The sequence below is a fragment of the Sediminibacterium sp. genome (assembly GCF_051860225.1).
Taxonomy (GTDB): domain Bacteria; phylum Bacteroidota; class Bacteroidia; order Chitinophagales; family Chitinophagaceae; genus Sediminibacterium.
In genome coordinates, this window is the sequence record NZ_JBHYEI010000003.1 from 356,566 (window position 1) to 382,190 (window position 25,625).

At 37.1% G+C, this 25,625-nt stretch carries 25 protein-coding genes; 15 read left to right on the forward strand and 10 right to left on the reverse strand.

Going from position 1 to position 25,625, the window contains the following annotated elements; all coding sequences use genetic code 11:
- Positions 1 to 30 precede the first annotated feature (30 nt).
- Complete coding sequence (locus ACTIEI_RS12150; protein WP_439506562.1) at positions 31 to 3,288, reverse strand: S41 family peptidase; 3,258 nt, start codon at positions 3,286 to 3,288, stop codon at positions 31 to 33.
- 175 nt (positions 3,289 to 3,463) lie between these two features.
- A complete protein-coding gene (locus tag ACTIEI_RS12155) occupies positions 3,464 to 3,880 on the reverse strand; it encodes a nucleoside-diphosphate kinase (RefSeq protein WP_439506563.1) in 417 nt (138 codons plus the stop codon).
- Positions 3,881 to 4,009: 129 nt separating this feature from the next.
- On the opposite strand from ACTIEI_RS12155, the gene ACTIEI_RS12160 reads away from it, so the two are divergent.
- The gene (locus ACTIEI_RS12160) at positions 4,010 to 5,017 is read left to right on the forward strand and encodes a DHH family phosphoesterase (RefSeq protein ID WP_439506564.1); all 1,008 of its coding nucleotides are present in this window, start codon (positions 4,010 to 4,012) and stop codon (positions 5,015 to 5,017) included.
- A 1-nt stretch (position 5,018) separates the two neighbouring features.
- Positions 5,019 to 5,942: an FKBP-type peptidyl-prolyl cis-trans isomerase gene (locus ACTIEI_RS12165; protein ID WP_439506565.1), complete on the forward strand. Its 924-nt coding sequence runs from the start codon at positions 5,019 to 5,021 to the stop codon at positions 5,940 to 5,942.
- A gap of 106 nt (positions 5,943 to 6,048) precedes the next feature.
- Here ACTIEI_RS12165 and folP read toward each other — a convergent pair whose 3' ends face one another.
- Positions 6,049 to 6,873, reverse strand: coding sequence for a dihydropteroate synthase (gene folP, locus ACTIEI_RS12170; protein ID WP_439506566.1), 825 nt, complete (start codon positions 6,871 to 6,873; stop codon positions 6,049 to 6,051).
- A 46-nt stretch (positions 6,874 to 6,919) separates the two neighbouring features.
- Here folP and ACTIEI_RS12175 point away from each other — a divergent pair, with 46 nt between their 5' ends.
- Genes ACTIEI_RS12175 through ACTIEI_RS12185 form a run of 3 tightly spaced genes read left to right on the forward strand, consistent with a single transcriptional unit; the run spans position 6,920 to position 9,043 of the window.
- The gene (locus ACTIEI_RS12175) at positions 6,920 to 7,465 is read left to right on the forward strand and encodes a DUF1599 domain-containing protein (protein ID WP_439506567.1); all 546 of its coding nucleotides are present in this window, start codon (positions 6,920 to 6,922) and stop codon (positions 7,463 to 7,465) included.
- A 2-nt stretch (positions 7,466 to 7,467) separates the two neighbouring features.
- Positions 7,468 to 8,574 carry a BT_3928 family protein gene (locus ACTIEI_RS12180; RefSeq protein WP_439506568.1) on the forward strand — a complete coding sequence of 369 codons (1,107 nt, stop codon included), beginning with the start codon at positions 7,468 to 7,470 and terminating at the stop codon, positions 8,572 to 8,574.
- A 55-nt stretch (positions 8,575 to 8,629) separates the two neighbouring features.
- The gene (locus tag ACTIEI_RS12185; RefSeq protein ID WP_439506569.1) at positions 8,630 to 9,043 is read left to right on the forward strand and encodes a CBS domain-containing protein; all 414 of its coding nucleotides are present in this window, start codon (positions 8,630 to 8,632) and stop codon (positions 9,041 to 9,043) included.
- 7 nt (positions 9,044 to 9,050) lie between these two features.
- Here the strand turns inward: ACTIEI_RS12185 and ACTIEI_RS12190 are convergent, their stop codons facing one another.
- A complete protein-coding gene (locus ACTIEI_RS12190) occupies positions 9,051 to 9,332 on the reverse strand; it encodes a DUF721 domain-containing protein (RefSeq protein WP_439506570.1) in 282 nt (93 codons plus the stop codon).
- A 21-nt stretch (positions 9,333 to 9,353) separates the two neighbouring features.
- A complete protein-coding gene (recF, locus tag ACTIEI_RS12195) occupies positions 9,354 to 10,439 on the reverse strand; it encodes a DNA replication/repair protein RecF (protein WP_439506571.1) in 1,086 nt (361 codons plus the stop codon).
- Positions 10,440 to 10,522: 83 nt separating this feature from the next.
- Between recF and pyrR the strand changes: the two genes are divergently transcribed.
- From pyrR to ACTIEI_RS12215, 4 genes are read left to right on the forward strand one after another with little or no spacing between them, the layout of a single operon-like run.
- Complete coding sequence (pyrR, locus tag ACTIEI_RS12200) at positions 10,523 to 11,044, forward strand: bifunctional pyr operon transcriptional regulator/uracil phosphoribosyltransferase PyrR (protein WP_439506572.1); 522 nt, start codon at positions 10,523 to 10,525, stop codon at positions 11,042 to 11,044.
- A gap of 20 nt (positions 11,045 to 11,064) precedes the next feature.
- Complete coding sequence (locus ACTIEI_RS12205; RefSeq protein WP_439506573.1) at positions 11,065 to 11,991, forward strand: aspartate carbamoyltransferase catalytic subunit; 927 nt, start codon at positions 11,065 to 11,067, stop codon at positions 11,989 to 11,991.
- Between the two features lie 19 nt (positions 11,992 to 12,010).
- On the forward strand, positions 12,011 to 12,487 hold the full coding sequence (gene coaD, locus ACTIEI_RS12210) for a pantetheine-phosphate adenylyltransferase (RefSeq protein WP_439506574.1): 477 nt from the start codon (positions 12,011 to 12,013) through the stop codon (positions 12,485 to 12,487).
- Positions 12,484 to 12,915 (forward strand): hotdog fold thioesterase, encoded by a 432-nt coding sequence (locus tag ACTIEI_RS12215; protein WP_439506575.1) that lies wholly within the window; start codon positions 12,484 to 12,486, stop codon positions 12,913 to 12,915. The genes coaD and ACTIEI_RS12215 overlap by 4 nt, the downstream gene beginning before the upstream one ends.
- Here ACTIEI_RS12215 and ACTIEI_RS12220 read toward each other — a convergent pair.
- Complete coding sequence (locus ACTIEI_RS12220; RefSeq protein WP_439506576.1) at positions 12,881 to 13,306, reverse strand: NUDIX hydrolase; 426 nt, start codon at positions 13,304 to 13,306, stop codon at positions 12,881 to 12,883. The genes ACTIEI_RS12215 and ACTIEI_RS12220 overlap by 35 nt on opposite strands.
- A gap of 62 nt (positions 13,307 to 13,368) precedes the next feature.
- On the opposite strand from ACTIEI_RS12220, the gene pyrE reads away from it, so the two are divergent.
- Together pyrE and ACTIEI_RS12230 are read left to right on the forward strand one after the other, a co-directional pair.
- Positions 13,369 to 13,998 carry an orotate phosphoribosyltransferase gene (pyrE, locus tag ACTIEI_RS12225; RefSeq protein ID WP_439506577.1) on the forward strand — a complete coding sequence of 210 codons (630 nt, stop codon included), beginning with the start codon at positions 13,369 to 13,371 and terminating at the stop codon, positions 13,996 to 13,998.
- An 11-nt stretch (positions 13,999 to 14,009) separates the two neighbouring features.
- Positions 14,010 to 14,411 carry a hypothetical protein gene (locus tag ACTIEI_RS12230; protein ID WP_439506578.1) on the forward strand — a complete coding sequence of 134 codons (402 nt, stop codon included), beginning with the start codon at positions 14,010 to 14,012 and terminating at the stop codon, positions 14,409 to 14,411.
- 2 nt (positions 14,412 to 14,413) lie between these two features.
- On the opposite strand, the gene ACTIEI_RS12235 is transcribed toward ACTIEI_RS12230, so the two are convergent.
- Positions 14,414 to 14,863 carry an LEA type 2 family protein gene (locus tag ACTIEI_RS12235; protein ID WP_439506579.1) on the reverse strand — a complete coding sequence of 150 codons (450 nt, stop codon included), beginning with the start codon at positions 14,861 to 14,863 and terminating at the stop codon, positions 14,414 to 14,416.
- A 263-nt stretch (positions 14,864 to 15,126) separates the two neighbouring features.
- Between ACTIEI_RS12235 and ACTIEI_RS12240 the strand changes: the two genes are divergently transcribed.
- The 3 genes from ACTIEI_RS12240 to ACTIEI_RS12250 all read left to right on the forward strand — a co-directional run bounded on the left by ACTIEI_RS12240 (position 15,127) and on the right by ACTIEI_RS12250 (position 21,327).
- Positions 15,127 to 15,753, forward strand: coding sequence for a WbqC family protein (locus ACTIEI_RS12240; RefSeq protein ID WP_439506580.1), 627 nt, complete (start codon positions 15,127 to 15,129; stop codon positions 15,751 to 15,753).
- Between the two features lie 77 nt (positions 15,754 to 15,830).
- Entirely contained in the window at positions 15,831 to 20,300 is a 4,470-nt protein-coding gene (locus ACTIEI_RS12245; RefSeq protein WP_439506581.1) for a PKD domain-containing protein, read from the forward strand.
- Between the two features lies 1 nt (position 20,301).
- Positions 20,302 to 21,327 (forward strand): PorP/SprF family type IX secretion system membrane protein, encoded by a 1,026-nt coding sequence (locus ACTIEI_RS12250; protein WP_439506582.1) that lies wholly within the window; start codon positions 20,302 to 20,304, stop codon positions 21,325 to 21,327.
- A gap of 2 nt (positions 21,328 to 21,329) precedes the next feature.
- Here the strand turns inward: ACTIEI_RS12250 and ACTIEI_RS12255 are convergent, their stop codons facing one another.
- The 3 genes from ACTIEI_RS12255 to ACTIEI_RS12265 are packed head-to-tail and all read right to left on the reverse strand — an operon-like array spanning position 21,330 to position 24,547.
- Positions 21,330 to 21,818 (reverse strand): GNAT family N-acetyltransferase, encoded by a 489-nt coding sequence (locus tag ACTIEI_RS12255; RefSeq protein ID WP_439506583.1) that lies wholly within the window; start codon positions 21,816 to 21,818, stop codon positions 21,330 to 21,332.
- 1 nt (position 21,819) lies between these two features.
- Positions 21,820 to 23,487, reverse strand: a complete 1,668-nt coding sequence (pgi, locus tag ACTIEI_RS12260) for a glucose-6-phosphate isomerase (RefSeq protein ID WP_439506584.1) — start codon at positions 23,485 to 23,487, stop codon at positions 21,820 to 21,822.
- A gap of 43 nt (positions 23,488 to 23,530) precedes the next feature.
- Positions 23,531 to 24,547 carry a threonine aldolase family protein gene (locus tag ACTIEI_RS12265; RefSeq protein ID WP_439506585.1) on the reverse strand — a complete coding sequence of 339 codons (1,017 nt, stop codon included), beginning with the start codon at positions 24,545 to 24,547 and terminating at the stop codon, positions 23,531 to 23,533.
- A gap of 188 nt (positions 24,548 to 24,735) precedes the next feature.
- Here ACTIEI_RS12265 and ACTIEI_RS12270 point away from each other — a divergent pair, with 188 nt between their 5' ends.
- On the forward strand, positions 24,736 to 25,593 hold the full coding sequence (locus ACTIEI_RS12270) for a sigma-70 family RNA polymerase sigma factor (protein ID WP_026751778.1): 858 nt from the start codon (positions 24,736 to 24,738) through the stop codon (positions 25,591 to 25,593).
- The last annotated feature ends 32 nt before the right edge of the window (positions 25,594 to 25,625 follow it).

Below are 25,625 nucleotides of genomic sequence, written 5' to 3' on the forward strand. Positions count from 1 at the left end.
TTAAATCGGCAAAAACGATACATCTGAAATCTAGTTCTTCGGCCTAAACGAACGAATCGGTGGTGCTGGTTCCTTCTTCAATTCAATGCCTTGTGTTGGCATTAAACGCAAAGCTTCTTGCACTGCTTTTTCTAACTGTGGATCACGGCCTTCAATGATGGCTTTGGGGTCATGAAATACTTCAATATCTGGTGCAACACCTTCTGCTTCTACTGCCCATTTACCATCGGTATCAAAGAATCCACCTCTAGGTGCAACCATTCTGCCTCCGTCAATAAATGGAGGTGTATCCCAAGTGCCCACTAAGCCACCCCAGGTTCTGGTGCCTACCAATGGTCCAATATTCATTTTCTTAAACATATAGGGGAGTAAGTCTCCACCCGAACCAGCATTCTCATTAATGATCATCACTTTAGGTCCCCAAATACCAGCCATTGGTGTTGTAGATACTTTATTGCCTTCCACGCGATTATTAAAATAGCCCTGCAATTTTCTGCTCATCACATCTATCATATAATCCGCCGCAGATCCACCGCCGTTGTTTCTTTCATCAATGATGGCTCCTTTTTTGTCTTGCTGAGAAAAATAATAACGATTAAAAGAAGTGTACCCAGGGTCACCCGTATTTGGTACATATACATAAGCTAATTTGCCTCCAGATAATTCATCTACTTTTTTGCGATTGCTTTCCACCCAATGTCTAGAGCGCAATCCCGCTTCGTTGGCAATAGGCACAACAGTGATTAATTGAGCACCTTCTACACTCGGTTGGCTATTTACTTTGATCTTGATTTGTTTGTTAGCAGTACCCTCAAACAAACTGTATAAATTCATGGAAGCATCTAATTTTTTGCCTTCAACTTCTACTAAATAATCCCCTTCTTTTACTTTAATGCCAGGGCCACTTAATGGAGACTTTAATTCAGGATTCCAGTTTTCACCAGTATAAATTTTCTTGATTTTAAAGAAGCCATTTTCAACAGAATAATCTGCCCCCAATAATCCAACAGGAATAGAAGGTACGGAGGGATAATCGCCACCGCTTACATAGGAATGTCCTACTGATACTTCACCACTTATGATATCGATGATATAGTTTAAATCGGAACGATGCTTCACGTGTTTTACCCAAGGTTGATACCATTCAAAAATTTTATTCCAAGGAGCACCGTGTACATTGTTCACATATAAAAAGTCGCGTTGTAAACGCCAGCCTTCTTTGAATATTTGTTCTGCTTCTTTTGCTGGATCTACATAAACGCGCATGCCTTCTGTAGCTAATCTTCCATCCCCAGGTCTAGGCGCAGCAAGGGTTCCATTCAAAAACCAGTTGGCTCCAGAACGGTATAAAATATTTTTTCTATCTGCACTGCTTACTACATTGCTGACTGATTTGGCAAACTCAACACTCTTTTGATCCTTTGTAGTGTACTTATATAAAGTTGATCCTTGGTTGGCCATTTCTTCCGTATAAAATACCGAACCATCAGGTCCAGCAATTAAGGAAGAATAGCTGCGCAGCGGTAAGTTGGCTGCCACAATTCGCTGCGCTAATCCATCAAAATCAATTTTTACTGAAACTGTTGAAGCACTAGCAGGCTTTGCTGTTTTAGTAGTACTATCAGCAGGATTTTTTACGGGTTCATCATCACTTTTAGGTTCAAAAGGAGAGGGGGCGTCTTTGCTCAACACCGCAATATACAAAGCCCTATTTACTGGATAATTATAACTACTCATGTCTAACCAACCAGAAGCCAAACCATAATCGGTACTAGCTAAAAAGTACAAGTATTTTCCACTTTCGTCCCATTGTGGGTCAATGGCATCAGCCAAGCCATCCGTAATTAATTTGCTTTGGCCTGTTTCAATTTGAAAAACTTTTACTGCTTTGAATTGATTGTTTTGTTGTTGTACATATGCTATCCATTTACTGTCTGGAGACCAAACAGGTTTCATCGTTCTATTAGGATGCGCATATTTATCGGTATCTACTTTTTTATAGGCACCTGTTTTTAAATCGATGTACCAAATGGTATAATCAGTGTCTACAAAAGCAATGTATTTATTGTCTGGAGACCATGCTGGTGTGAAATAAAATTTCTTATTCGGCATCGCAAATGTTTGCGCTGTTTGCAATCCAAATTGGTCTTTTACCGTTAATTGGTATTCTCCATTTTCATCGGAGAACCAAGCAATTTTTTGACCATCAGGCGACCATATTGGCGCTCTATCTGCTGTACCAGTAGAGTTGCTGATGTTTTTCCAATCACCATTTTCTTTTGGTACGGTAAAAATTTCACCCCTGCTTTCAAATACGGCACGTTTACCAGAAGGAGATAATTGTGGGTTGGATAAATTGGCTGCTGTTAAATTATTCCATCTTGGTCTTCCCCAATTTAAATCTGCTTTTACAGCAATATTTAATTGAGTGGTTTTTTGTGTAGCAATATCATAACTATGTAAATACCCCGCTTGCTCAAAAATCAATTTGTTGTTGCTGGCCGATACATTTTTAATATCAAAGTCTTTAAAGAAGGTAATTTGTTTTTGTGTTTTGGTTTTAGGATCGTAAGACCAAATATTGTTAATGAAATCTTGCTCCGATAAAAAATACAAAATACCATTGTTCCAAGTAGGAGCGGTATGTCTTTCTTTATTGCCCTGTACCGTTTTAGTTGTTTCAAATGTTTTTAAATTAAAAAGCCATATAGGTTGAGCTTGGCCGCCGCGATAGTTGCGCCACTCTGGATCCCAAAAGCTGTAGGGTTGAAAAGCCATGGTAGCTCCATCATTCGAAATACTCCCTACAAATCCAAATGGTAATGGTAATGCTTCAGGTGTGCCTCCATTTACAGATACTTTGAAAAATTTAGTATTCACCGTAGGATAGCCTTCTCTGCTAGAAGTAAAGTAAACGGAATTGCCATCGGGCATCCAACCTTGTGTAATATCGGGGCCAGGGTGCCAGGTTAATCTTTTTGGATCTCCTCCTTCAATAGGAACTATATACACATCTGTATTGCCATCATACTGACCACTAAATGCAACCCATTTTCCATTAGGGCTAATTTTTGGGGAAGTTTCTGCGCCAATAGCACTGGTAAGTCTTCTGGCATCACCTCCTTTGTGGTCAACCACCCATAAATCGTCTGCATGCACAAATACAATATGGTCTTTGCTCGCATTGGGTTGCCTAAGTAACATAGTACCCTGTGCATAGTTATTTTCTGCACTTAGACCCAATAAAAAACAAAGGAAAATTTTTCCAATGATAAAAGGTTTATTCATGTAGTTTAAGTTTTAAGCTTGATTGAGTGGTAAAAGATACAATGGACTTTTAAAGAAAGCAAATCAAAAGGATGAAATGTAGGGGAAATGATTAGTAAATAAAAAACCCGACCACTAGGGGTCGGGTTCAACAATATTTAATGCTGATCAAAGACTTTCAATAAGCGGCTTACACTTAGAATCTTTCTAATTTAGAGAAGAAAAAGTCTGCTTCAATGATTGCATTTTCATCGCTATCACTTCCGTGAACGGCGTTTTCACCAACAGATGCTGCAAATAATTTGCGGATGGTTCCTTCAGCAGCCTGAGCTGGGTTGGTAGCTCCAATCAAAGTCCTGAAATCTGCTACTGCATTTTCTTTTTCTAAAACAGCTGCTACAATTGGACCACTGCTCATGAAATCAACTAGTTCCTGGTAAAAAGGACGCTCTCTGTGAATATCATAGAAAAGACCTGCTTGCTCAGGAGTTAAGCGGGTCCATTTCATTGCTTTAATAGAAAAGCCAGCCTTAATTATCTGGTCTAAAATGGCTCCTGTGTACCCTTTTTGGGTAGCATCAGGCTTAATCATGGTAAATGTTCTATTGCTCATATTTGTTTAATTTCGGCGCAAAAGTAAGGAATAGCAAGGGGTTGAGTAGTATTCAATCGCTAAAATTTCAATAAATTATTCAAAATCTTTTGACAGACTAATGAAGAAGCTGCATTTTTGCCCGATTATATGCAACTGATTAACGAATTCTACCCATTATTATCTGAGCCAAAGCAAATTGTGATTACCATGCACCAGAAGCCCGATGGCGATGCAATGGGTTCTACATTAGGCTTGTATCATTTTCTACACAATCGGGGTCATCAGGTAACAGTTATTTCACCCACTAATTGGGCTGATTTTTTAGAGTGGTTGCCAGGAATTGAGACTGTAATCAATTTTGAAGGGCAAAGAGAAAAATCTTTGGGCGTTTTAGACCAAGCAGATATTCTATTTTGTTTAGACTTTAATATTTTTCATCGGACCAAACATCTAGCCCCATTTTTAGCATCATCCAAAGCCATTAAAGTTTTGATAGATCATCATGAACAACCTGATGAGCCCAATTTTAATTTTGGAATTAGTGATACTGGAAAAAGTTCTACCTGCGAAATGGTATATGATTTTATAGTGGAAGCTGGCGGTAGAGAAGAGCTTACGCAAGATATTGCTACTTGTTTATACACAGGAACGATGACCGATACAGGGTCTTTCAGATTCCCTTCTACTAAGGCAAGTGTACATCGGATGGTGGCCGAGTTAAAAGAAACCGGTTTTGATCATTCTCAAGTACATAATCATATTTATGATAATTTCTTAGAGAGCAGACTACGATTCATTGGCTTTGCTTTGTTAAACAGAATGGAAGTATTGTATGAATACAATACAGCTATCATGTATATTCACCAAGCCGATTTGCAGAAATACCATATTAAAACAGGCGATACCGAAGGGTTGGTCAATTATTTACTAACCATCAAGGGCATTCGTTTTGGTGCTATCGTTATTGATAGAACAGAAGAGCGTAAATGGAGTTTCAGAAGCAAAGGTGGGTTTGATGTAAATCAATTTGCGAGAAATCATTTTGAGGGCGGTGGCCATGCCAATGCTTCAGGTGGTAGAAGCAGCGATTCGGTAGAAAAAACAGTAGCACATTTTAAACAAGTTATTCAAGAGTATAAAAACCAACTACAATAAAATGAGGAGAATCATCGCCCCGCTCATGTCAGCGGTTGTATTGCTTGCAAGTTGTAATCAATATGAAAAAACACCTACTGGTCTTTCTTACAAAATCAGTAAGGGTAGCAGTAAAGACTTGCTAAAGCAAGGTCAATTTGTAAAAATGCATGTGGAGTATAAATTACCTGCAAAGGATAGTTTGTTGAGTAGCTCTTTTGGTAGAATCCCCGTTTATTTCATGGTAGATTCAGCCCAAAAAGCCAAGCACAGTTTCATTGAAATTATCAATCAGTGTGCTCCTGGAGACAAGGTTGAATTTGTGATGAGTGTAGATTCTTTAAAGAAATTTGGCATGTTAGAGTACAACAATATCTTTAAAGAGAAAGACCAGATTAATGGTAAAGTAGATGTTATTAAAACTTTTGCAACACAAGAGTTGATGATGGCCGACTACAAAGCGGAAATGGAAAATGAAAAGCAGAGAGAAACCAAAGAGTTAAAGGATCATTTAGCTAAAAAGAATATTAAAGCACAAGAAATTGCTTCTGGTGTTTTTGTTCAAATTACCAATGTAGGAGATGCTACTGCAAAAGCAGACTCAGGAAAGCAAGTGTCTGTGATGTACAGAGGAACTTTCTTAGATGGTAAAAAGTTTGATGGCAATATGGATGCAGATGCTCAAAATAAACAACCATTAGAGTTTGTAATAGGACAAGGTGGCGTTATCAAGGGCTTAGAAGATGGGTTGAAAATGTTCAATAAAGGTGGAAGAGGTAAAGTATTTATCCCTGCTATGTTGGGCTATGGCCCTAATGGAAGTGCGCCAGTAATCCCTCCTTATGCTTCATTGGTATTTGATATTGAAGTGTTGGATGTAAAAATTGCACCTCCACCGCCACCAGCTATGCCTGGTCAACCACAGCAACAAATGCAACAACGATAAGATTGTTTAGCAATAATAAAAGTGCCTCGATTATTCGGGGCATTTTTATTTACATCGCCTTTATAAAAAAGATAAAATAGAGGACACAAAGAATAAAAATCCGTTTTTATTTTAAATGCTGGTAAAGCTGAATAGCTTGAGCAGCTTCTTTCACATCGTGAACTCTCAGTATCATTGCCTTATTCATTAATCCAACGGTATTTAAAACAGTGGTTCCGTTTAAAGATTCTTCTGGTGTAATTTTTAAAGTTTGGTAAATGGATGACTTTCTAGAAACCCCTAATAGTAAGGGCTTACGGAGTATCTGCAAGGCTTCCATTTCTTTTATTAAAGCAAAATTATCTTCGATGGTTTTCCCAAATCCAAATCCAGGATCAATAATGATATCTTTAATTCCTGCTTGGTTGCATGCGTCAATACGTTCAATAAAATAGTCTAATAGTTCAGTAATAATATTATTGCTAGAAGGTTTTTCATGCATGGTTTCAATGGTTCCTCTGCTATGCATACAGATATAGGGAACATTTAAAGAAGCCACAGCAGACAACATGTCTTCAAAGAATCTTCCCCCACTGATATCATTAACGATATCGGCTCCAGCATTAACTGCAGCCATTACAACAGTTGGATGATAAGTGTCTACAGAAATTAGAATGCTTGGAAATGCTTTCTTCACCGATTCAATAACAGGCACCACTCGATCCATTTCTTCATTAGCCCCAATTTGAATACTGCCAGGTCGGGTACTTTGTCCACCAATATCTAAAATGAAAGCGCCTTCCTGAATCATGGTATTTGCCTTCTCTAAAGCAGCTGATAGGGTAGCGGCCCTGCTCCTCCCATAAAAAGAATCTGGGGTTGCATTAATAATGCCCATAACAATGGGTTGATCTAGAGAAATTAAAGTTCCTTTGCAGTTTAGTGTAAACATAGCTTCGATTCAATTAAATTGCAATCAATTCAAAGATATTCTGAAAATGTTGGATACCAATACACAATACCACCAGGCTGTTGCATCTTGTAAAGAAATATTTATTAAAAAAACCAAAGATTATGGAACTGCCTGGCGGGTTTTAAGAACCATTTCGGTGGTGGATCAAATTTTTATTAAGGCACTGCGTATTCGTACCATTCAAGAACTCAAAACCCAAAAAGTTGGGGATGATATTAGTTCTGAATTCATTGGAATTTTGAATTATGCCATTATTGGATTAATACAATTAGAGTTGGGCAATTCAACGGTGGAAGAATTAGCGGTTGACCAAACTGAAAGCTTGTACCAACAGCAAGTTCAGTTTGCACATGACACCATGCTATCTAAGAATCATGATTATGGGGAAGCTTGGAGAGAGATGAGTCAAGAAAGTTTTGCCGATTTAATCTTAGTAAAACTGCTTCGAATTAAACAGATTTTACAAAATGATGGGAAGACTTTAATTAGTGAAGGCATTGATGCCAACTATGTTGACATCATCAACTACGCTGCTTTTGCGCTGATATTAATTCATGAGGGAAAACACTAATTATGAAAAAAATGCTCTTGTTGGTTCGTTGGATTGTGGGCTTGTTGTTCATTTTTTCTGGTTTAATAAAAGTGAATGATCCAATAGGGTTGAGCTATAAAATGCAAGAATTTTTTGAGGTTTGGAATATGCATTTCTTGAATGATTATGCATTGTTCTTTTCCATTGCAATGAATAGTTTTGAAGTCTTAGCAGGGGTGGCAATCATAATAGGGTGGCGCATTAAATTATTCAGTTGGTTATTATTGTTATTAATTGTTTTCTTCACTTTTTTAACCGGCTATGCACACTATTCTGGTAAAATAAAAACCTGTGGTTGCTTTGGGGATTGTCTTCCTTTAACAGCCGCTCAATCTTTTTATAAAGATTTATTTCTATTAGCGCTAATTTTATTGTTGGTTGGCTTTCAGCAATACATTAAATCTACTTTATCCAATCTCTGGGCTTTTAGTTTGGTTGCATTAACCCTGGTATTGTCTACTATTGCTCAATTTTATGTTTTAAGACATTTACCCTGGGTAGATTGCTTGCCATATAAAGTGGGCAATAATATATTGCAGAAAATGGAACTGCCTGCTGGAGCTACATTGGATAGTATGCAGATTGTTTTTGAATACCAAAAAGAGGGTAAAACCATTGAATTTGATCAGGAAAATTTCCCCGAAAATTTCGATGATAGTTATATTTTCGTCAGCCGTAAAGATAAGTTGGTTAAAAAGGGGAATGGGTTAAAACCAGCCATTGTAGATTTCTCATTGAAAACCCTTGATGGGGTAGATACAACACAAGCAGTATTGGCTAATAAGGGTAAATTTGTATTGATATTGGCTAAAGATGCTAGTAATCTACCTTTATGGAAAAAGAAAGTATCTAACATAGTAAATAACTATGTATTTGCTGAAAAAGTAAGCTACCGGGTTATTTTTGTTTCAGCAGAGGGAGCAAAAATAAAAGCAGCTTTTCCTGATCATACTGTGCTTAACTGTGATGCTACAGTGCTGAAAACTGCAGCTAGAGTCAATCCTACTTTCCTATTTATGGAAGGCGCTACAATAAAGAAAAAATTGAGTTATTTAGATGTTGAAGATGATATGAACGCCTTGTATTAATTCCATTTTTTTATTTGGGGTGATTGACCGAACTTAGTGTAATAACAACACAATCATGAATACCGTAAAAAATATATTAGATAAAAAAGGTCCTTATTTTAATGGAGTTGCTTCTTCATTAAAAGTAATTGAGGCTTTATCATTGATGAAGGCAGAAAATTTGAGCTATGTAATCGTAAAAGATGGTGAAGATTTTAAAGGGATCATGACAGAGCGTGACTATGCGCAAAAAGTAGTCTTATTACACAAAAACTCTACAGACACAACTGTTCAAGAAATCATGACCACTGGATTGCCAACAGTTTCATTAGATACTACTGCCGAAGAATGTATGAAGCTAATGAATCAACACAAGACTCGTTATCTGGTAGTTTTTGATGGCTTTGAATTCAAGGGAATTATCACCATACATGATTTAATGCGAAATAGCTTAGAAGCTGGGGATGAATTTTCTGATCCTATCTATTAGTGTTCGTTTATTGAATAATCACTTCTTCAATTAATTCTTCGCCGAAAGCTTCATTAATTCTGCTAATGATTTGAGGCTTTTGAAAAGACAACTCGTTCTTCAAAGGACCAATATTGGTATGGATGAATAGTTTTTTCTGTATGATTTGAATTTTGTCGGTGTATTTAGCAACTGTTTTTCCCATTAATTGCTCCCAAATATCTTCAATTTGTGCAGCACGGATACCTTTCTTAAGGTGACTCATGCCTTTAAGGTTTTTCAATGCATCTCCAATTTTCATCTCTGCCATGCGATAAAGTTAAGCGTAATTTCACAAAAGAATTAATTGATATGGGCTACCCGTTTCGTCTAATTTGGCTTTGATTCTATCTGCATGTGTATCAGTGATAAATACTTGTCCAAACTCATTACTACATACTTGTTCTAATAAATGGGCCATTCTGCTTTCATCTAGTTTTTCAAATACATCATCTAATAATAAAATAGGCGGAATGCCTATTGTATTTTTTAAATACGCCCATTCTGCTAACTTTAATGCAAATAATAGACTCTTTCTTTGGCCTTGCGATGCTTCTGATTTAAAAGGACAATCATTTAAGTAAATACCTATGTCATCTCTATGAACTCCTCTGGTAGTTCTTTGCAGGGCTTTATCTTTTACTGTATTTTCTGCAAGAATTTCATTAAAAGTAGAACTGAGTAATTGACTTTCATAAGCCAATTGTAAGTCCTCTTGTTTTCCTGCAATAGTTGCATAATTTTCGCCAACCATCGGTAAAAAAATATGTAAGAATTTTTTGCGATCCTGGTGTATTTGATTCCCACTATGAATGAGTTGCTCATTGTAAACCTCCAATAAGTCATTACTCATTTGAGGTTGTTCAGCCATTTGTTTTAATAAACTATTGCGTTGTTGCAATAGTTTATTGTAGGCTATTAATTGAGTAAGATAGTCTCTGTTGGTTTGTGATAGAATACTATCCATTAGTTTTCTTCTTTCTTCGCTGGAACCAGTAATCAGTTCCACATCATCAGGGGCAATCATCACACAAGGGAATTTACCAATATGGTCTGAAATCTTTTTATAAGATTCGGCATTTACCAATAATTCCTTTTTATTGTTCTCTCTTAAAATAAATACGACTTCTTCTTCTTCTTTTGCATTTTTAATAAAATTTCCAGAAAGACGCATGCCTAGTTTGCCATGCTGCACATTTTGGGCATCAGTTCTAGCAAAATAACTTCTCGAAAATCCTAAATAATAAATGGCATCTAATAAATTGGTTTTGCCCGTTCCATTCGACCCACAAATCGCCACAATTCTTTCCTTAAAAACTGGATCGTAATTGCTGTAATTCCTAAACTGAACAAGGTTTATTTCCTTTAGCTGAAGCATGTAATACAAAGTAAAGAAGAACGACTTGAATTATTCCCTTTTGGTATGGAAGAAAGCATTTAATTTTATTAAAAATTGGGCATTTGAAAACTATATTATCAGAAGAACAGATGGAGTTGAGTATTCAAAGACTCGCACACCAAATGTTAGAGAACAATAAAGACATGGCCAATACGGTAATTATTGGGTTACAACCAAGAGGTATCTTTATGAGTGACCGTATTGTTGCTGCATTGAAAGGGATCATTCCTAATCATCCTTTTCATTATGGAAAGCTGGATATTACTTTTTATAGGGATGATGTTAGAAAAACATTACATATAGCCAATGAAACAGATATTCCGTTTAGTATTGAAGGCAAGTCGGTCATATTGGTAGATGATGTATTGTATACTGGAAGAACCATTCGGGCTGCTTTGGATGCATTATTAGATTTTGGAAGACCTTCTAAAGTTTCCTTATGTGTGTTGATTGATCGAAGGTTCAGCAGAGAATTACCCATTCAACCAGATTATGCTGGAAAAGCCATTGATACCATATTTACCGATAAGGTAAAAGTGAATTGGAAAGAAAAGGATGAAAAAGACGAAGTTGTTTTAGTCTAAATGATTAATTTTGCTTTTTAATGAAACTATCTACCAAACATTTACTTGGTATCAAGGACCTCACCAAAGCCGATATCCAATTAATTTTATCTACTGCAGGTCAGTTTAAAGAAGTTTTACAAAGACCAGTAAAGAAAGTTCCTTCCTTAAGAGATGTTACGATTGTGAATTTATTTTATGAAAATTCTACTCGTACTAGAATGTCGTTTGAATTGGCCGAGCGAAGACTTTCTGCAGATGTACTTAATTTTACAGCAAGCAGTTCTTCTGCTGCAAAGGGCGAAACATTGTTGGATACCGTCAACAATATTTTGAGCATGAAAGTAGACTTGGTGGTGATGAGACATAGTGCATCTGGTGCACCACATTTTTTAGCCAAGCATATTCCAGCCGCTATTGTTAACGCAGGGGATGGTATTAACGAACATCCTACACAAGCATTATTAGATGCATTTTCAATGCAAGAAAAAACAGGCAGGATTGAGGGATTAAAAGTAGCGATTATAGGAGACATTATGCATAGTAGGGTTGCACTCAGCAATATGTATCTATTGAAAAAAATGGGTGCAGAAATAACTGTTGTAGGGCCACCTACATTAATTCCTAAATATTTGGAAGAGGCCTTAGGGGTGAGGGTTACTTATAATGTTCAAGACGCATTACAATGGTGCGATGTGGCCAATGTCTTGCGTATTCAGTTAGAAAGACAAAATCAACCCCTATTTTCCTCACTAAGAGAATATAATTTGGCTTACGGAATCAAGCAAAAAATGCTTGATAAATTAGGGAAAGAAATTGTAATTATGCATCCTGGCCCCATCAATAGAGGCGTAGAGTTAGATAGCGATGTTGCTGATGGCCCACATTCCATTATTTTAAATCAAGTAGAAAATGGGGTTGCAGTTAGAATGGCGGCCTTATATTTATTAGCTGGTAGAGCCGACTAAAAATAACCAAATCGTTATCATGCAAAGAATATGTCTATTCCCAGGTACATTTGATCCTGTTACATTGGGACACACTGATATCATCAATAGGGCACTTCCTTTGTTTGATAGAATAGTTGTTGGAGTTGGTATTAACTCATCTAAGAATCCTATGTTTAGTGCTGAGCAAAGAATGCAGTGGTTTAGAGAAATATATAAAGATGAACCAAGGGTAGAGAGCATTGCTTACGATGGATTGACTGTTCAATTTTGTAAAAAAATTGGCGCTCATTTTATCTTAAGAGGTATTCGATACGTTAGTGATTTTGAATATGAGAAAACAATTGCAGATGCTAATAGAACACTCGACAATCAAATTGAGACCATCTTTTTGACAGGAGAACCTAAGTATACATCCGTTGCATCAACAATTGTTCGGGATATCATCAAGAATGGTGGGGATGCTTCACCATTTCTTCCTCAAGCGGTTATTAATACGCTAAAAAGTAAATTATGATTTGGTTCAATAAAAGCCTTACTGTTGCTCAGTTTTCAGAAATAGGCAAGGGGAATATGGGCGAACATTTGGGAATGGAGTTTACTGAAATAGGGCCGGATTATATTAAAGGGACTATGCCCGTAGACCATCGCACCAAACAACCCTATGGATTATTGCACGGAGGGGCTTCAGTTGCTTTAGCAGAAACATTAGGAAGTGTAGGTGCAGCTATGGTAGTGGATCATACTGAATACATTTGCGTTGGTCAAGAAATAAATGCCAATCATTTAAGAAGTGTTAGATCCGGAATGGTAACGGGCACAGCAAAACCTATTCATATAGGATCAAGTTCTCAGGTTTGGGAAATCAAGATACATGATGAAAGAGACCACTTGGTTTGTATCAGCAGACTTACTGTGGCTGTCTTAAAAAGAAAAGACCGATAATTTCTTTAATACTTGCAAAAGAATGTTCAATGAAGACATTCACATCAGCTAATGGAATCCATTTTATATCAGTAATATCCTCTTCTGTTTGAGGAATCAAAATTGGCACCCCTTTAGTAGACATGATATACCAATGACTTTCTTTAATGACTTCTTCTTTTAAATAAGGGTCAAAATATTGATGGTTGGTTATACCTAAAAAATCAATTATACTTAAATTTCCAACTCCGGTTTCTTCTTCTACTTCTCGCAAAGCGCAGGCTTCAATGGTTTCACCGGGGTCTACCTTTCCCTTGGGCAAATCCCAATAACCCCTTCTGAAAATGAAGAGCAATTCATGCTGTTCGTTCAGTACTAATCCACCCCCAGCTTTTATAATTTTTAATTGCATAAAATACTTAATGTGCAAATTTCCATAATAATCCATTGGAAAATAGGATTTACTTTTGTGATATGACAAATGAAAAAGCAGTTGCAGAAAAATTATTACAAGTTCAGGCTGTCAAATTGAGCCCTGATCAACCTTTTACCTGGGCCAGTGGATGGAAAAGTCCTATTTATTGTGACAATAGAAAAGTCTTGTCCTTTCCCTATGTTAGAGATTTTATCAAAAGTGAATTGTGTAGTGTAATATTTGAGCAATATCCTGAAGCAACCGTGTTGGCTGGTGTTGCAACTGCGGGTATTCCTTGGGGAGCAATGGCAGCCGATCAGCTAAAACTCCCTTTTATTTATGTAAGACCTAAACCCAAAGAACATGGTTTGGGCAACCAAATTGAGGGGGCATTGGAGCCTGGACAGCGTGTTTTGGTGATAGAGGATCTTATTTCTACTGGTAAAAGTAGTTTACAAGTAGTAGATGTATTGAAAGCTGCAGGGGCGGAAATTGTAGGAATGATTTCTATATTTAATTACGGATTTGAAGCGGCTGCTAGTGCTTGTGCCAATGCAGGTATAAAAACCAGCAGCTTAACCAACTATCCAACCATGATAGAATTGGCAATTGAAAAAGGATTAGTTACCGCTGAAACCAAAGAAACGCTGCTGAATTGGAGCAAGGATCCAGCAAATTGGGGAAAATAAATCAGTCAAAAATGCGTAAAATATTATTGATACTGAGTTTAACAGTTGCATTCAGTGCATTTGGGCAGCAGCCAAAACAACAATGGGTAACCATTAAGTCTGCTAATTTAAAGTGCTGGGAATGCAAGGATAAATTGGAAAAATACCTAATTCAAGCAAATAAGTCTACCATGGAGTCAGGACTTATTCAATGGAAAATCAATCTGTTGCAAGGAGAAATTAAAGTTCAATTTTGGCCAGATCGAGCAGATGCTTCATTAATTAAAGCCGCTTTAAATAATGCAGGTTTTGATGCAGATGATGATAAAGCTGAACCAGAAGCGTATGCAAAGTTGCCCCCAATATGCAAAAGAGCAGAGGATGGAGGTGGCCCTAAACCACCCAAGCCTTGCCATATTCCCCCTGTTCAATAGGGTTATTTAAACAAATTAACTTGTTGTCTTGATTCATACGTGAAGGGAAGGGTCTTAAAGATTCTTCCCTTTCCAATTTTTACATTACCCTTCGCCCGAACCAAAATTTCCTTCTTGAACATCAGCTGAGCAGCATTTTTCATTAGGTTTTGCATGTCTATATTAATCGTAGAGGGTAAAACAAATTCAGCGTTTTTAGGGATATGCATTAAAGTGTCTAGCTGAAATTTTCCTAAATAAATATTATCTATATAAACATCGCTGTCCACTTTTTTGAGATCGAGACCAAATTTATTGGGGTTAAAATAGACCAACTCAAAATTGACTGCAGACTGATTAAAGCCCAACTGTTTCAATTCCAATTTTCTTACTTCACGGTATTCTAACTCTTTTGGAGCCTGGCAAGAACTGAAAATTAGCGAAATAAAGGCCAAGGATAGGAGGGGTCTCACGGTTTAATGTTTTATCAAAAGTAGTTGAAATATTCGCTCTATTGAGCAATTATTTTTCGTACCTTGTATGCTAATGTATTTAGCAAATTGGCTTTATGATGAGTAAGAATTTAGAACTCAATTTTTTAGCAATAGTAAATGTTATTAATTAATTGATTATAAATATTTTATGAAATTTATTTAATATTAAAATATTGGTTATTTTACCATTATGGTTGATAAATCTATCCATTTTTAACCATGCTTCAACAAAAGTAAAAATTATGAAATTATTAATTGATTATCAATATTTTGGAACAGTTAATTACTATAAAATGTTGTTTGACTTCAAGCATATTGAATTTGAAGAATATGAACGCTACCAAAAAGGCAGTTTTCGCAACCGTACCATCATTCCAGGAGCTAATGGATTGATTACTCTTTCAGTTCCTTTGCAAAATGGAAGAGATCAACGATCCCTTTTTCGGGACATTAAAATTGCTTACAAAGACAACTGGGTTTTACAGCATACCCGAGCTTTAGATGCATGTTTCATGCGCGCACCATTCTATGATTTTTACAGAGACTCGCTTTTTTCAATATTGAAAAGCCAAGAAGAATTTTTGATGGATTTAGATAGAAAACTCATTTTATGGGTCCTTAAAATGATGAAAGCCCAATTTGAAATTTCCTATTCAAGCAGTTATGAAATGAATATGAATGAGGATAGTAAAGATGCTAGAAATATTTTTTTACCTAATCAATTTAGCGCTTTGAACCGGCCTGTTAAATATGCCCAAGTATTTGAGGATCGGAATGGATTTCAGCCCAATATGAGTATTTTGGATTTATTATTCTGTTGCGGCCCTTCCGCTGCTGGTCTATTGCGAGACAACAGTAACCGATTTTAGTGTGTCTTTGAGTTGAATTTGCGGTTAATGAACTATTATTGTTAAAGAATTAATGATTAGAGAAAGCCCCTAAACGAATGAAGAAATCTTGTTTGCTGCTACTATTGTTTTTCCTTCCGATTAGTTTTTTGATTGCGCAGGATTTTTCTAATAAAGGGAAGGATTTTTGGTTGGGATATGGGTACCATGTTCGCTATGTTACTGGAGCTCCTGTGAACCAACAAGAAATGATATTGTATTTTACTTCTGATCAAAATGCAACGGTAACAGTCGAGATTCCTAATATCGGTTTTGCAACAACCTATCAGGTTGTCGCAAATCAGATAACCTCTAGTGCTCCTCTTCCCAAAATTGGCGCTCAAGACGCCAGATTAACTGTACCAGGAATCTCTAATAAGGGAATTCATATTACCAGTGATAAGCCGATTGTTGCATATGCTCATATTTATAACGCTTCAGTTTCAGGGGCATCACTACTTTTTCCAACTAATACTTTGGGTAAAGAATATTACTCTGTGAACTATACGCAACGGTCTAATGAAGGTGCATCGAATTCTTTCTTTTTTGTTGTTGCTACAGAAGACGGAACACAAATAGAGATTACACCAAGTGCATCTAATTTAAATGGATTAGCCGTTGGGGTGCCATCAGCTCCGATTACGCTAAAGAAAGGAGAAATATATCATGTAATGGGGACGTTGATTGGGAGTACAGGTAGCGACTTGACAGGTTCTAAAATTAGGTCTATATCAGCATCAGGAGCCCCATGTAAGCCCATTGCCGTTTTTTCAGGATCAGGTAAAATCAGTATCGGTGGTAATGGAAACGGGAGTGCTGATAATTTATTTGCTCAAGCGTTCCCGTCAAAAGCATGGGGGCTAAAGTATTTAACTGTACCTACTGGTACACAACCTAATAATTTTTATAGGGTTTGTGTTAAAGATCCTACAACCAATGTAAAATTGAATGGGGTAGATTTACCTAAATCGGCATTACAAAATGGATTTTATTATGAGTTTAAGAATGCTGGGGGAGTATCAGCTCCTAAACCAAATGTGATTGAAGCGGATCAACCTATTTTAGTTTCGCAGTATATGACCACTCAGGGGGTTGAAGGCAATCCTAATTTTGCTGGTGCTACAGGAAATGGAATTGGCGGGGATCCAGAAATGATTTACTTGAGTCCGGTTGAACAAACCATCAATAAAATTACCTTGTATTCTGCCGCACAGTTTCAAATCGTCCGAAGTTATATAAATGTGGTAATCAAAAAAGAAGGTGTTGCCAATTTTAAAATAGATGGAAATGCCCCTGCAGCAGGTAGTTTTTCTCCTCACCCAGAAGATCCTCAATACTCCTATGCTATACTCCAAGTAACCAATGGTTCCCATTCATTAAGTGCTGACAGTGGTTTTAATGCAATTGCTTATGGTTTTGGAAATGCCGAATCATATGGATACAATGCAGGTACAAATATTGTAGACCTAAATCCTCCAATAACTGTACAAAATCAATTCCCTAATGTAGCTACTGTTAGTTATTCTGCCACTTGTGTAAATACTACTTTTAATTTAAAACTGGCTCTAAGCTATCAACCAAGTAAAATTGTACTTGACTTTTTAGGAGCAAGTAACTTAAATGGTCCTCCTGTATTTACTTACAACCCAACAGGTTTTGACTCTACTTATACATCAAATGGGAAGCCTTTTTATGTATATAAAATTCCTCAAGCATATATTTTTGGAACAGCTGGAACTTTTCCCATTAAATTCACCACCACATCATTATTGCCTCAATCAGACGGTTGTAGTAACAATAATGAACAAGAAATTAGCGATAATATTGTGGTAAGTGATGCCCCGATTGCTGATTTTTCTTTTAGCTCACTCGATTCCGGTTGCGTGAATGCTCCAATTGCTTTTAGGGATTTGTCGAGTGGATCAGGAAGATCAGTAGTCGGATGGATTTGGGATTTTGGGGATGGAGCAAGCAACACCCTTCAGAATCCGTCTAAAACGTATATTTCAGCTGGAAATTATTCTGTTAAACTTACTGCTATTTCCGATTTTGGTTGCGTTGCAACTAAAACTGTTCCAATTAGTTTATCTAATAAACCTGTTGCAACGTTTACTGTTCCTGCTATTACTTGTGAAAACAGTGCCATCAATTTTACGGATGCATCTACTATTGTACCTGGTGCCGCTAATAATACTATTACTCAATGGAAATGGAATTTGGATAATGGGGCTGGCACGGCAACATTCAATACAAATGCAACTCAAACCCAAACTTACGCTACTTGGGGACCCAAGGATGTTTATTTAAATACCGTTTCAAATACAGGTTGCACAAGCGACACATTCAGAATGGCCAGTGGTTTTAAAATAAATCCTTTACCTGCGGTTGGGTTTGTTTTACCAGAAGTTTGTTTAAATGATGCTACTGCAACTTTTACGGATACCTCTAAAATTGCGGATGGCACCGAAGCTGGTTTTAGTTATTTATGGAAATTTGATGATGGGGTGTCAACAGTAGACCCTACCAAACGTCCAGTTCCTTTAACTGCAAATACCAACTCAAAATCTACTGCAGCTAGCTATAAAACATTCGGAAATTATACGGTCTCTTTACAAGTTACTTCAAGTAACGGTTGTATAGCTACTGATAATAAATCATTTACAGTTAATGGGAGTACGCCAATTCCTAAATTTGAAGTGGCAAATTTATTAAATGGAATTCCACTTTGTACCAACGACTCCATTAAAATTATCAATCAATCTACTGTAGATTTTGGGGATGTAACCAAATTAGAAGTAGTCTGGGATTTATTAAGTGCTCCCAACACTATTGTGACGGATCAGTCCCCAACGATAAATAAGCAGTATAGCATACGGTATGGTATTCCAACGACCCTTTCAACTCCTGCAACTAAAGATTATTCGGTTAGAATAAGGGCATTCTCTGGTCAAGCTGAATCTTGTTCCAAAACACTAACAAAAATTGTAACCGTTACTTATGCACCAGCGGTCTCTTTTACCGATATCAGAGACATTTGTTACGATGCAACGCCACGTTTAATTACTCAAGGAACATTTATTTCCGCGTTACCTACAACGCAAACTTATTCAGGTAAGGGTATCAGTACTGCAGGGTTGTTAAATCCCATTACCACCGGGGTGGGTAATGATACGCTTAAATATTTTGTGCAAAATAATGCAGGTTGCAAAGACTCTGCCCATCAGCCAATTACAGTTTGGCCTTCGCCGGTAGCAAAATGGGGAATTGCTGATCCCGCTTGCGAAAAAAATAATTTATTATTTACAGATAGTTCAGTAGCTAATTTTAGCAATATTGCCCAATGGAATTGGAACTTTGGTGATGGCAAAACAGAAAATAGAACTAATGGTGCCGCATTCACTCATGTTTTTGATACCGCACAAAATTATACTGCATCGTTACAAGTGGTAACAGATAGCGGTTGTGTAAGTACTAACAACCAACAAATTATCCGCATTAATCATTTGCCCAAACCGGCATTTAGTTTGCCTGAAATTTGTTTACCAGATGGAAGAGGTACTTTCTTGAATCAAAGCACTATCGCTGATGGTTCTGAGGCTTTGTTTAGTTATGCTTGGAATTTTGGAGACCCGAACGATCCTAGTGCTTCCACTTTAAAAGAGCCTACCCATAAATACACCGCTGTAGGTCCCAATAATGTTCAATTAAAAATCACTAGTAAAGATGGATGTGTAGACTCTTTAACTAGGGTGCTTAATACTATTTACCCATGGCCTAAAGCCGATTTCTCTGTAAGCCAATCTGAAGTATGCCAGGGCGATCCAATTCAGTTTACTGGCTTAGGTAATGGCTTTACCAGCGCCCCAATACGCTGGGAGTGGAACTTGGGCGGTGGCATCACTTCCAACTTGCAAAATCCTAATAAAGTGTTTACTGATTCTGGAAGTTATACCATCAGTTATTATTTTTATAATTCTCAAGGATGTGTAAGTGATACTGTGAGTCAAACGGTAGTCGTTCATCCTTATCCTGTTTTAGAATTAGGTCCTAATATTGTAGTGCTCGAAGGTGGAACAAAAGCACTCCAACCTCAATTTGTATATGGGACTAATTTAATTTACCAATGGACGCCTTCCTTGTATTTGAATAATGATACCGATTCAATTCCGAAAACCACTCCACTTGGAGACATCACTTATCGGCTAAACCTCACTGGAATAGGAGGTTGTATGGTGACTGATACGATTTTTGTAAAACTATTATTAAACCCAATTATTCCGAATGTTTTTTCCCCTAATGGAGATGGTATTCATGATCGTTGGAGAATCCAGTACCTTGAAAGTTATCCTGGTGCAACAGTGGATGTTTACGATCGATATGGAATGCTGGTGTACAGTAGTATTGAATATGCAGTAGATTGGGATGGAACCCGTAACGGGAAACCTTTACCAATTGGAACGTATTATTATGTGATTAATCCCAAAAATGGCAGAAAAATAATAACTGGTTCTGTTACAATAATTAAATAAAATGAGGCATAAAGGATTTCTTTTCTTGTTTGGCGTGTTTCTGTCATTGATAACTATTGCACAGCAACGCCCTTATTATACCCAATACATTATGAACAATTATATCATCAATCCTGCGGTTGCTGGTATTGAAAATTATTGGGATGTAAAAGCCAGTCATCGCATGCAATGGGTTGGATTACAAGATGCTCCAGTTACCACTTATATTACTGCGCATGGTCCACTAAAAAAAGATCCCTACCAAACTGCTACCGCTACAGGATTTAGGGCCAAAGGCATGAATCCGAGGGGGCAAGCTTATTGGAGAGATTACCAAGCCGCTGAACCACATCATGGAATAGGATTTACGATGCTTAATGACAAGACAGGGCCTTTAAATCGTTTTGCAGCCTACGGAACTTATTCTTACCATATTGGATTATCACCAACGACCAATTTGTCTGCAGGGGTTTCTGCAGGGTTTACTAATTTAAGTTTGGATGCTTCTAAGTTAAATTTTGGAAGTACCACCGTTGATCCGGCAGTGGCATCAAGTGGTGTAATCAATAGAATCAAACCAGATATCAGTGCTGGCTTATGGTTGTATTCTAAAGATTATTTTATTGGATTAGCTGCTCAGCAAATTATACCGCAAAATGTGGCTTTTTCAGATAACACCGTATCATTAACCAAGGGTAGATTGGTGCCTCATCTATTTTTAAGTGCTGGCTATCGTATTCCCATTTCAGAAGATTTTAATTTATTGCCATCTATGCTCATCCGGTATATAAGCCCTTTGCCCATGGGATTCGATTTAAATGCTAAAGTGCAATACCTTGATTTATTGTGGGCAGGTGCTTCTTATCGTTATAAAGACGGATTTGCTGCAATGGTAGGATTGAATTTGAGCAACACCCTTAATATTGGCTATTCATATGATATTCAAACTTCCCGTTTAAATACCATTAGTAGAGGAACCCATGAAATCCTGATAGGATTTATGATTGGAAATAAGTACGGAGATTGGTGTCCTACCAAATTATGGTAGACTTATAGTGGTCTAATCATCCAGATATCGCAACCATTATGACCTGAATTGCCCATTGGGCCATCAAGATAAGTGAAACCAAACTGCTCATATACCTTAACTGCTTTGTTCAACTCTGGCATTGTTTCTAAATACACTTGCGTATAACCTTTTTGCTTAGCAGCTGCAAGCACATAATCAATCATTTTTCTTCCTAGCCCAATGCCCCTTGCTGCTGCGGTCAAATACATTTTTACCAATTCACAAGTATTATTTGGCAATCCTTCAGTAGGATAATACCCTGCTCCTCCAACAATTATCCCATCTTGCAATGCAATGAAATAACCACTTTGCGGTTCGGCTGTAAATAACTCATACAAATGATCGGTTGTATCATCATAAAATACAGTACCTGGCTTATTAGCACCAAATTCGGTTAATGCAGTTCTGATAATTGTGGCAATCGCTTTATTATCTGTTGGTTCTATTGGCCTTATAATGATTTGATTCATATTATGCCTCTGCTGCTTTTCTAAATATTTTGAAGCTATTGATTAGTCCATTAGTAGAGGAATCGTGGCTGGCTATTGCACTTTCACTAGTTAATTCAGGTAAAATTTGATTTGCCAATTCTTTGCCTAGCTCAACACCCCATTGATCATAACTAAATATATTCCAGATAACTCCTTGAACAAATATTTTATGTTCGTACAATGCAATCAATAATCCCAACGTATGTGGATCAATTTGTTTCACCAAAATTGAATTAGTAGGTTTATTACCAGCAAATACCTTGAAGGGACTTAGTTTCTTTATTTCCTCATCCTTTTTTTCTGCTTTCATTAATTCTACTTTCACTTCATTTTCACTCTTCCCATTCATTAAGGCTTCGGTTTGAGCAAAAAAGTTCGACATCAATTTCACATGATGATCGCTAATTGGATTTTGAGAAAGGGCAGGAGCTATAAAATCACAAGGAATCAAAGGAGTTCCTTGGTGTATTAACTGATAAAATGCATGTTGCCCATTGGTACCAGGTTCTCCCCAAATAACGGGTCCCGTAGCATAGTTAACAAGATTTCCATTTCTGTCAATACTCTTCCCATTGCTCTCCATATTTCCTTGTTGAAAATAGGCTGCAAACCGATGCATATATTGGTCATAGGGTAGTATTGCTTCACTCTGTGCACCAAAAAAATTGGTGTACCAAATGCCCAATAAAGCCATTATTACAGGTATATTTTTATTGTGTTTTTCATTTCTAAAATGCTCATCAGCCGTATATGCACCCTTGAGTAAATTTTCAAAATTCTCGTATCCAATAGTTAGGGCAATGGACAGTCCAATAGCACTCCATAAAGAATACCTGCCACCAACCCAGTCCCAAAATTCAAACATATTGGCCTTATCTATCCCAAATGCAGTGACCGCTTTTTCATTGGTACTTAAAGCAGCAAAGTGCTTAGCAATATGGGATTCATCTTTGGCAAATGCTAAAAACCAATCCCTAGCAGAATGAGCATTGGTCATTGTTTCTTGTGTAGTAAAAGTTTTAGACGCCACTAGAAATAAGGTTTCTTCTGCGTTTACTTTTTTCAAAGTCTCTGCAATATGGGTTCCATCAACATTGCTCACAAAATAAGTTTGAATCCCTTCTACCCAATATGGCTTTAGCGCTTCAGTTACCATTACTGGACCTAAATCGCTACCACCAATACCAATATTGACGATATATTTAATGGGTTTTCCTGTATAACCTTTCCAATTTCCACTATGTATGGTCTTACAAAATGCAGCCATTTGCCCCTGCACTTTTTTTATCTTGGGCATAATATCTTTGCCGTCCACTAATATAGGGGTGTCCGAAAAATTCCTTAAGGCAGTATGTAAAACAGCACGACCTTCTGTTTCATTGATTTTTATTCCTGCAAACTGATCGTGAATGGCATCTGTTAATTTGCATTCCTCGGCCAATTGCAACAATAATTGCATGGTTCTTGGATTGATGATATTTTTAGAATAATCAAAAACTAATTGGTCTAAACAAAGTGAGAATTTTTGAAATCTCTCCGGATCTGCAGCAAAAAGGTCTCTCATATGCCTTCTGCTCATTTCGTCTTCGTGATGTTTTTTTAATAAAAACCAGGCTTGTGTAGTCGTAGGATTAATTCTTGGTAGCATAATTTCTTATATCTGCAATTGGATTTTTGGGGTATAAAGTTACCTAAAGGGATTCAATCTCCCTAATAGTTTGCTTTACCATTTCTGTTGTAATATCTAGATGAGTAACAATTCTTACTTGGGTAGGACTCATAGCTATAGTTAATATTCCTTTATTGGCAAGCATCCCAACTAATTCTTTTGCACTAAACCTTCCCTTAACTTCAAATAAAATAATATTGGTTTCCACAGGTGGGATCATACCCACAAAGTCTTTTTTCTGCAGCGCTTCAACAATTAGGGAAGCATGTTCGTGGTCCTGTTCTAATCGGGTCACTTGATGGCGAAGGGCATATAATGCGCCTGCGGCTAAATAACCAGCTTGTCTCATCCCTCCACCAAAAACCTTTCTGATTCTTCTTGCTTTTCTAATAAAATCCTTGTTGCCCAAAAGTACACTGCCGACCGGTGCACCCAATCCCTTGCTCAAACAAACAGAGATAGAATCAAAGATGTTACCATATTGCACTGGATGCTCTTTTTTAGCAACAATGGCATTAAATAATCGGGCACCATCTAAATGAAGGCTTAAATTATTATTTAAGCAAACCTCTTTAATTGATTGAATATCATTGAAGTTATAACATGTTCCACCGCCTCTGTTAGCGGTGTTTTCCAAACTTACTAATCGACTTAAAGGTCGATGGACATCGTCTTTATGATTGATAGCAGCAGCCACTTGGCTAGCAGTTAGTCTGCCAAAATTGCCCTGCAATAATTGAACTGAAGCCCCTGAATTAGCGGCAATTCCACCCCCTTCGTACAAATAAACATGGGAAAGGGCATCACAAATAATTTCATCACCAGGCTGAGTATGACATTTAATGGCAATTTGATTGGTCATAGTTCCACTTGGGCAAAAAAGCGCTGCTTCCATTCCAAATAACTCAGCACTATATTGCTCTAACTCATTAATCGTAGGGTCTTCTCCAAAAACATCATCTCCAACCACTGCTGCATGCATAGCAGCCAACATAGGGGGGGTAGGTCTGGTAACGGTATCCGATCTAAAATCTATCATATTCAGCAATTTGCACAAATAAGCTTGAATTTGAGTAAATTACCAAGTTTTTTACACTTAAAAGGTTGAAATTCATTGTAAAATAGTATCTTTGTAGTTTCCGTAATTTTTGGAGAATTATACCTTTTTGTGTCGATTTATAACAAATTGGGTATTCTTCTCGTTATATAAAAAAGCAACAGTACAACATGAGGCAACTCAAGATCGCAACCCAGATTACCAACAGAGATTCGCAAGCAGTAGAGAAGTATTTACAAGAGATTTCCAAAATCCCAATGATCAACCCCGAAGAGGAAACTACTTTGGCGCAGAAAATTAAAATGGGTGATCAAAGAGCTTTGGATAAATTGGTACAAGCCAACTTACGTTTCGTCGTATCTGTAGCAAAACAATATCAACACCAAGGTTTATCATTAAGCGACCTTATTAACGAAGGAAACTTAGGCTTGATTAAAGCCGCACAACGTTTTGATGAAACCAAGGGGTTCAAATTTATTTCCTATGCAGTATGGTGGATTCGTCAATCTATATTACAAGCATTAGCGGAACAAGGTCGTTTAGTGCGTTTGCCCCAAAATAAAATTGGCACCTACAATAAAGCCAACAAAGCCTACATGGCATTTGAACAAGAACATGAGCGTGAGCCATCTACCGAGGAATTGGCTGAGATTTTAGAAATGAGCGAAACTGAAATCAATAATATTTTCCAAAGTAATACCAGACATACTTCTTTAGATGCGCCTGTGCATGAAGCAGAAGATGTTGCTATGGGAGATTTATTAGAAGGTTCTGATGATACTGACGAAGATGTAATGAAAGACTCATTAAGGGAAGAAATTCGTAGGGTATTAAAATCATTAAGCCCAAGAGAAGCTGAAATTGTAAATGCTTATTTTGGATTAGATGGGGAGAACGGAGTAACTATTGAACAAATAGGAATGAAGTATGATCTTACTAAAGAGCGAATCAGACAAATTAAAGAGCGTGCAATAAAGCGTTTACAGAAAGCGCGTTATAGTAATGCACTTAAAGCATATTTGGGTTAATATTTCAGCCTCCGAGTAGGGATATTCGAGAG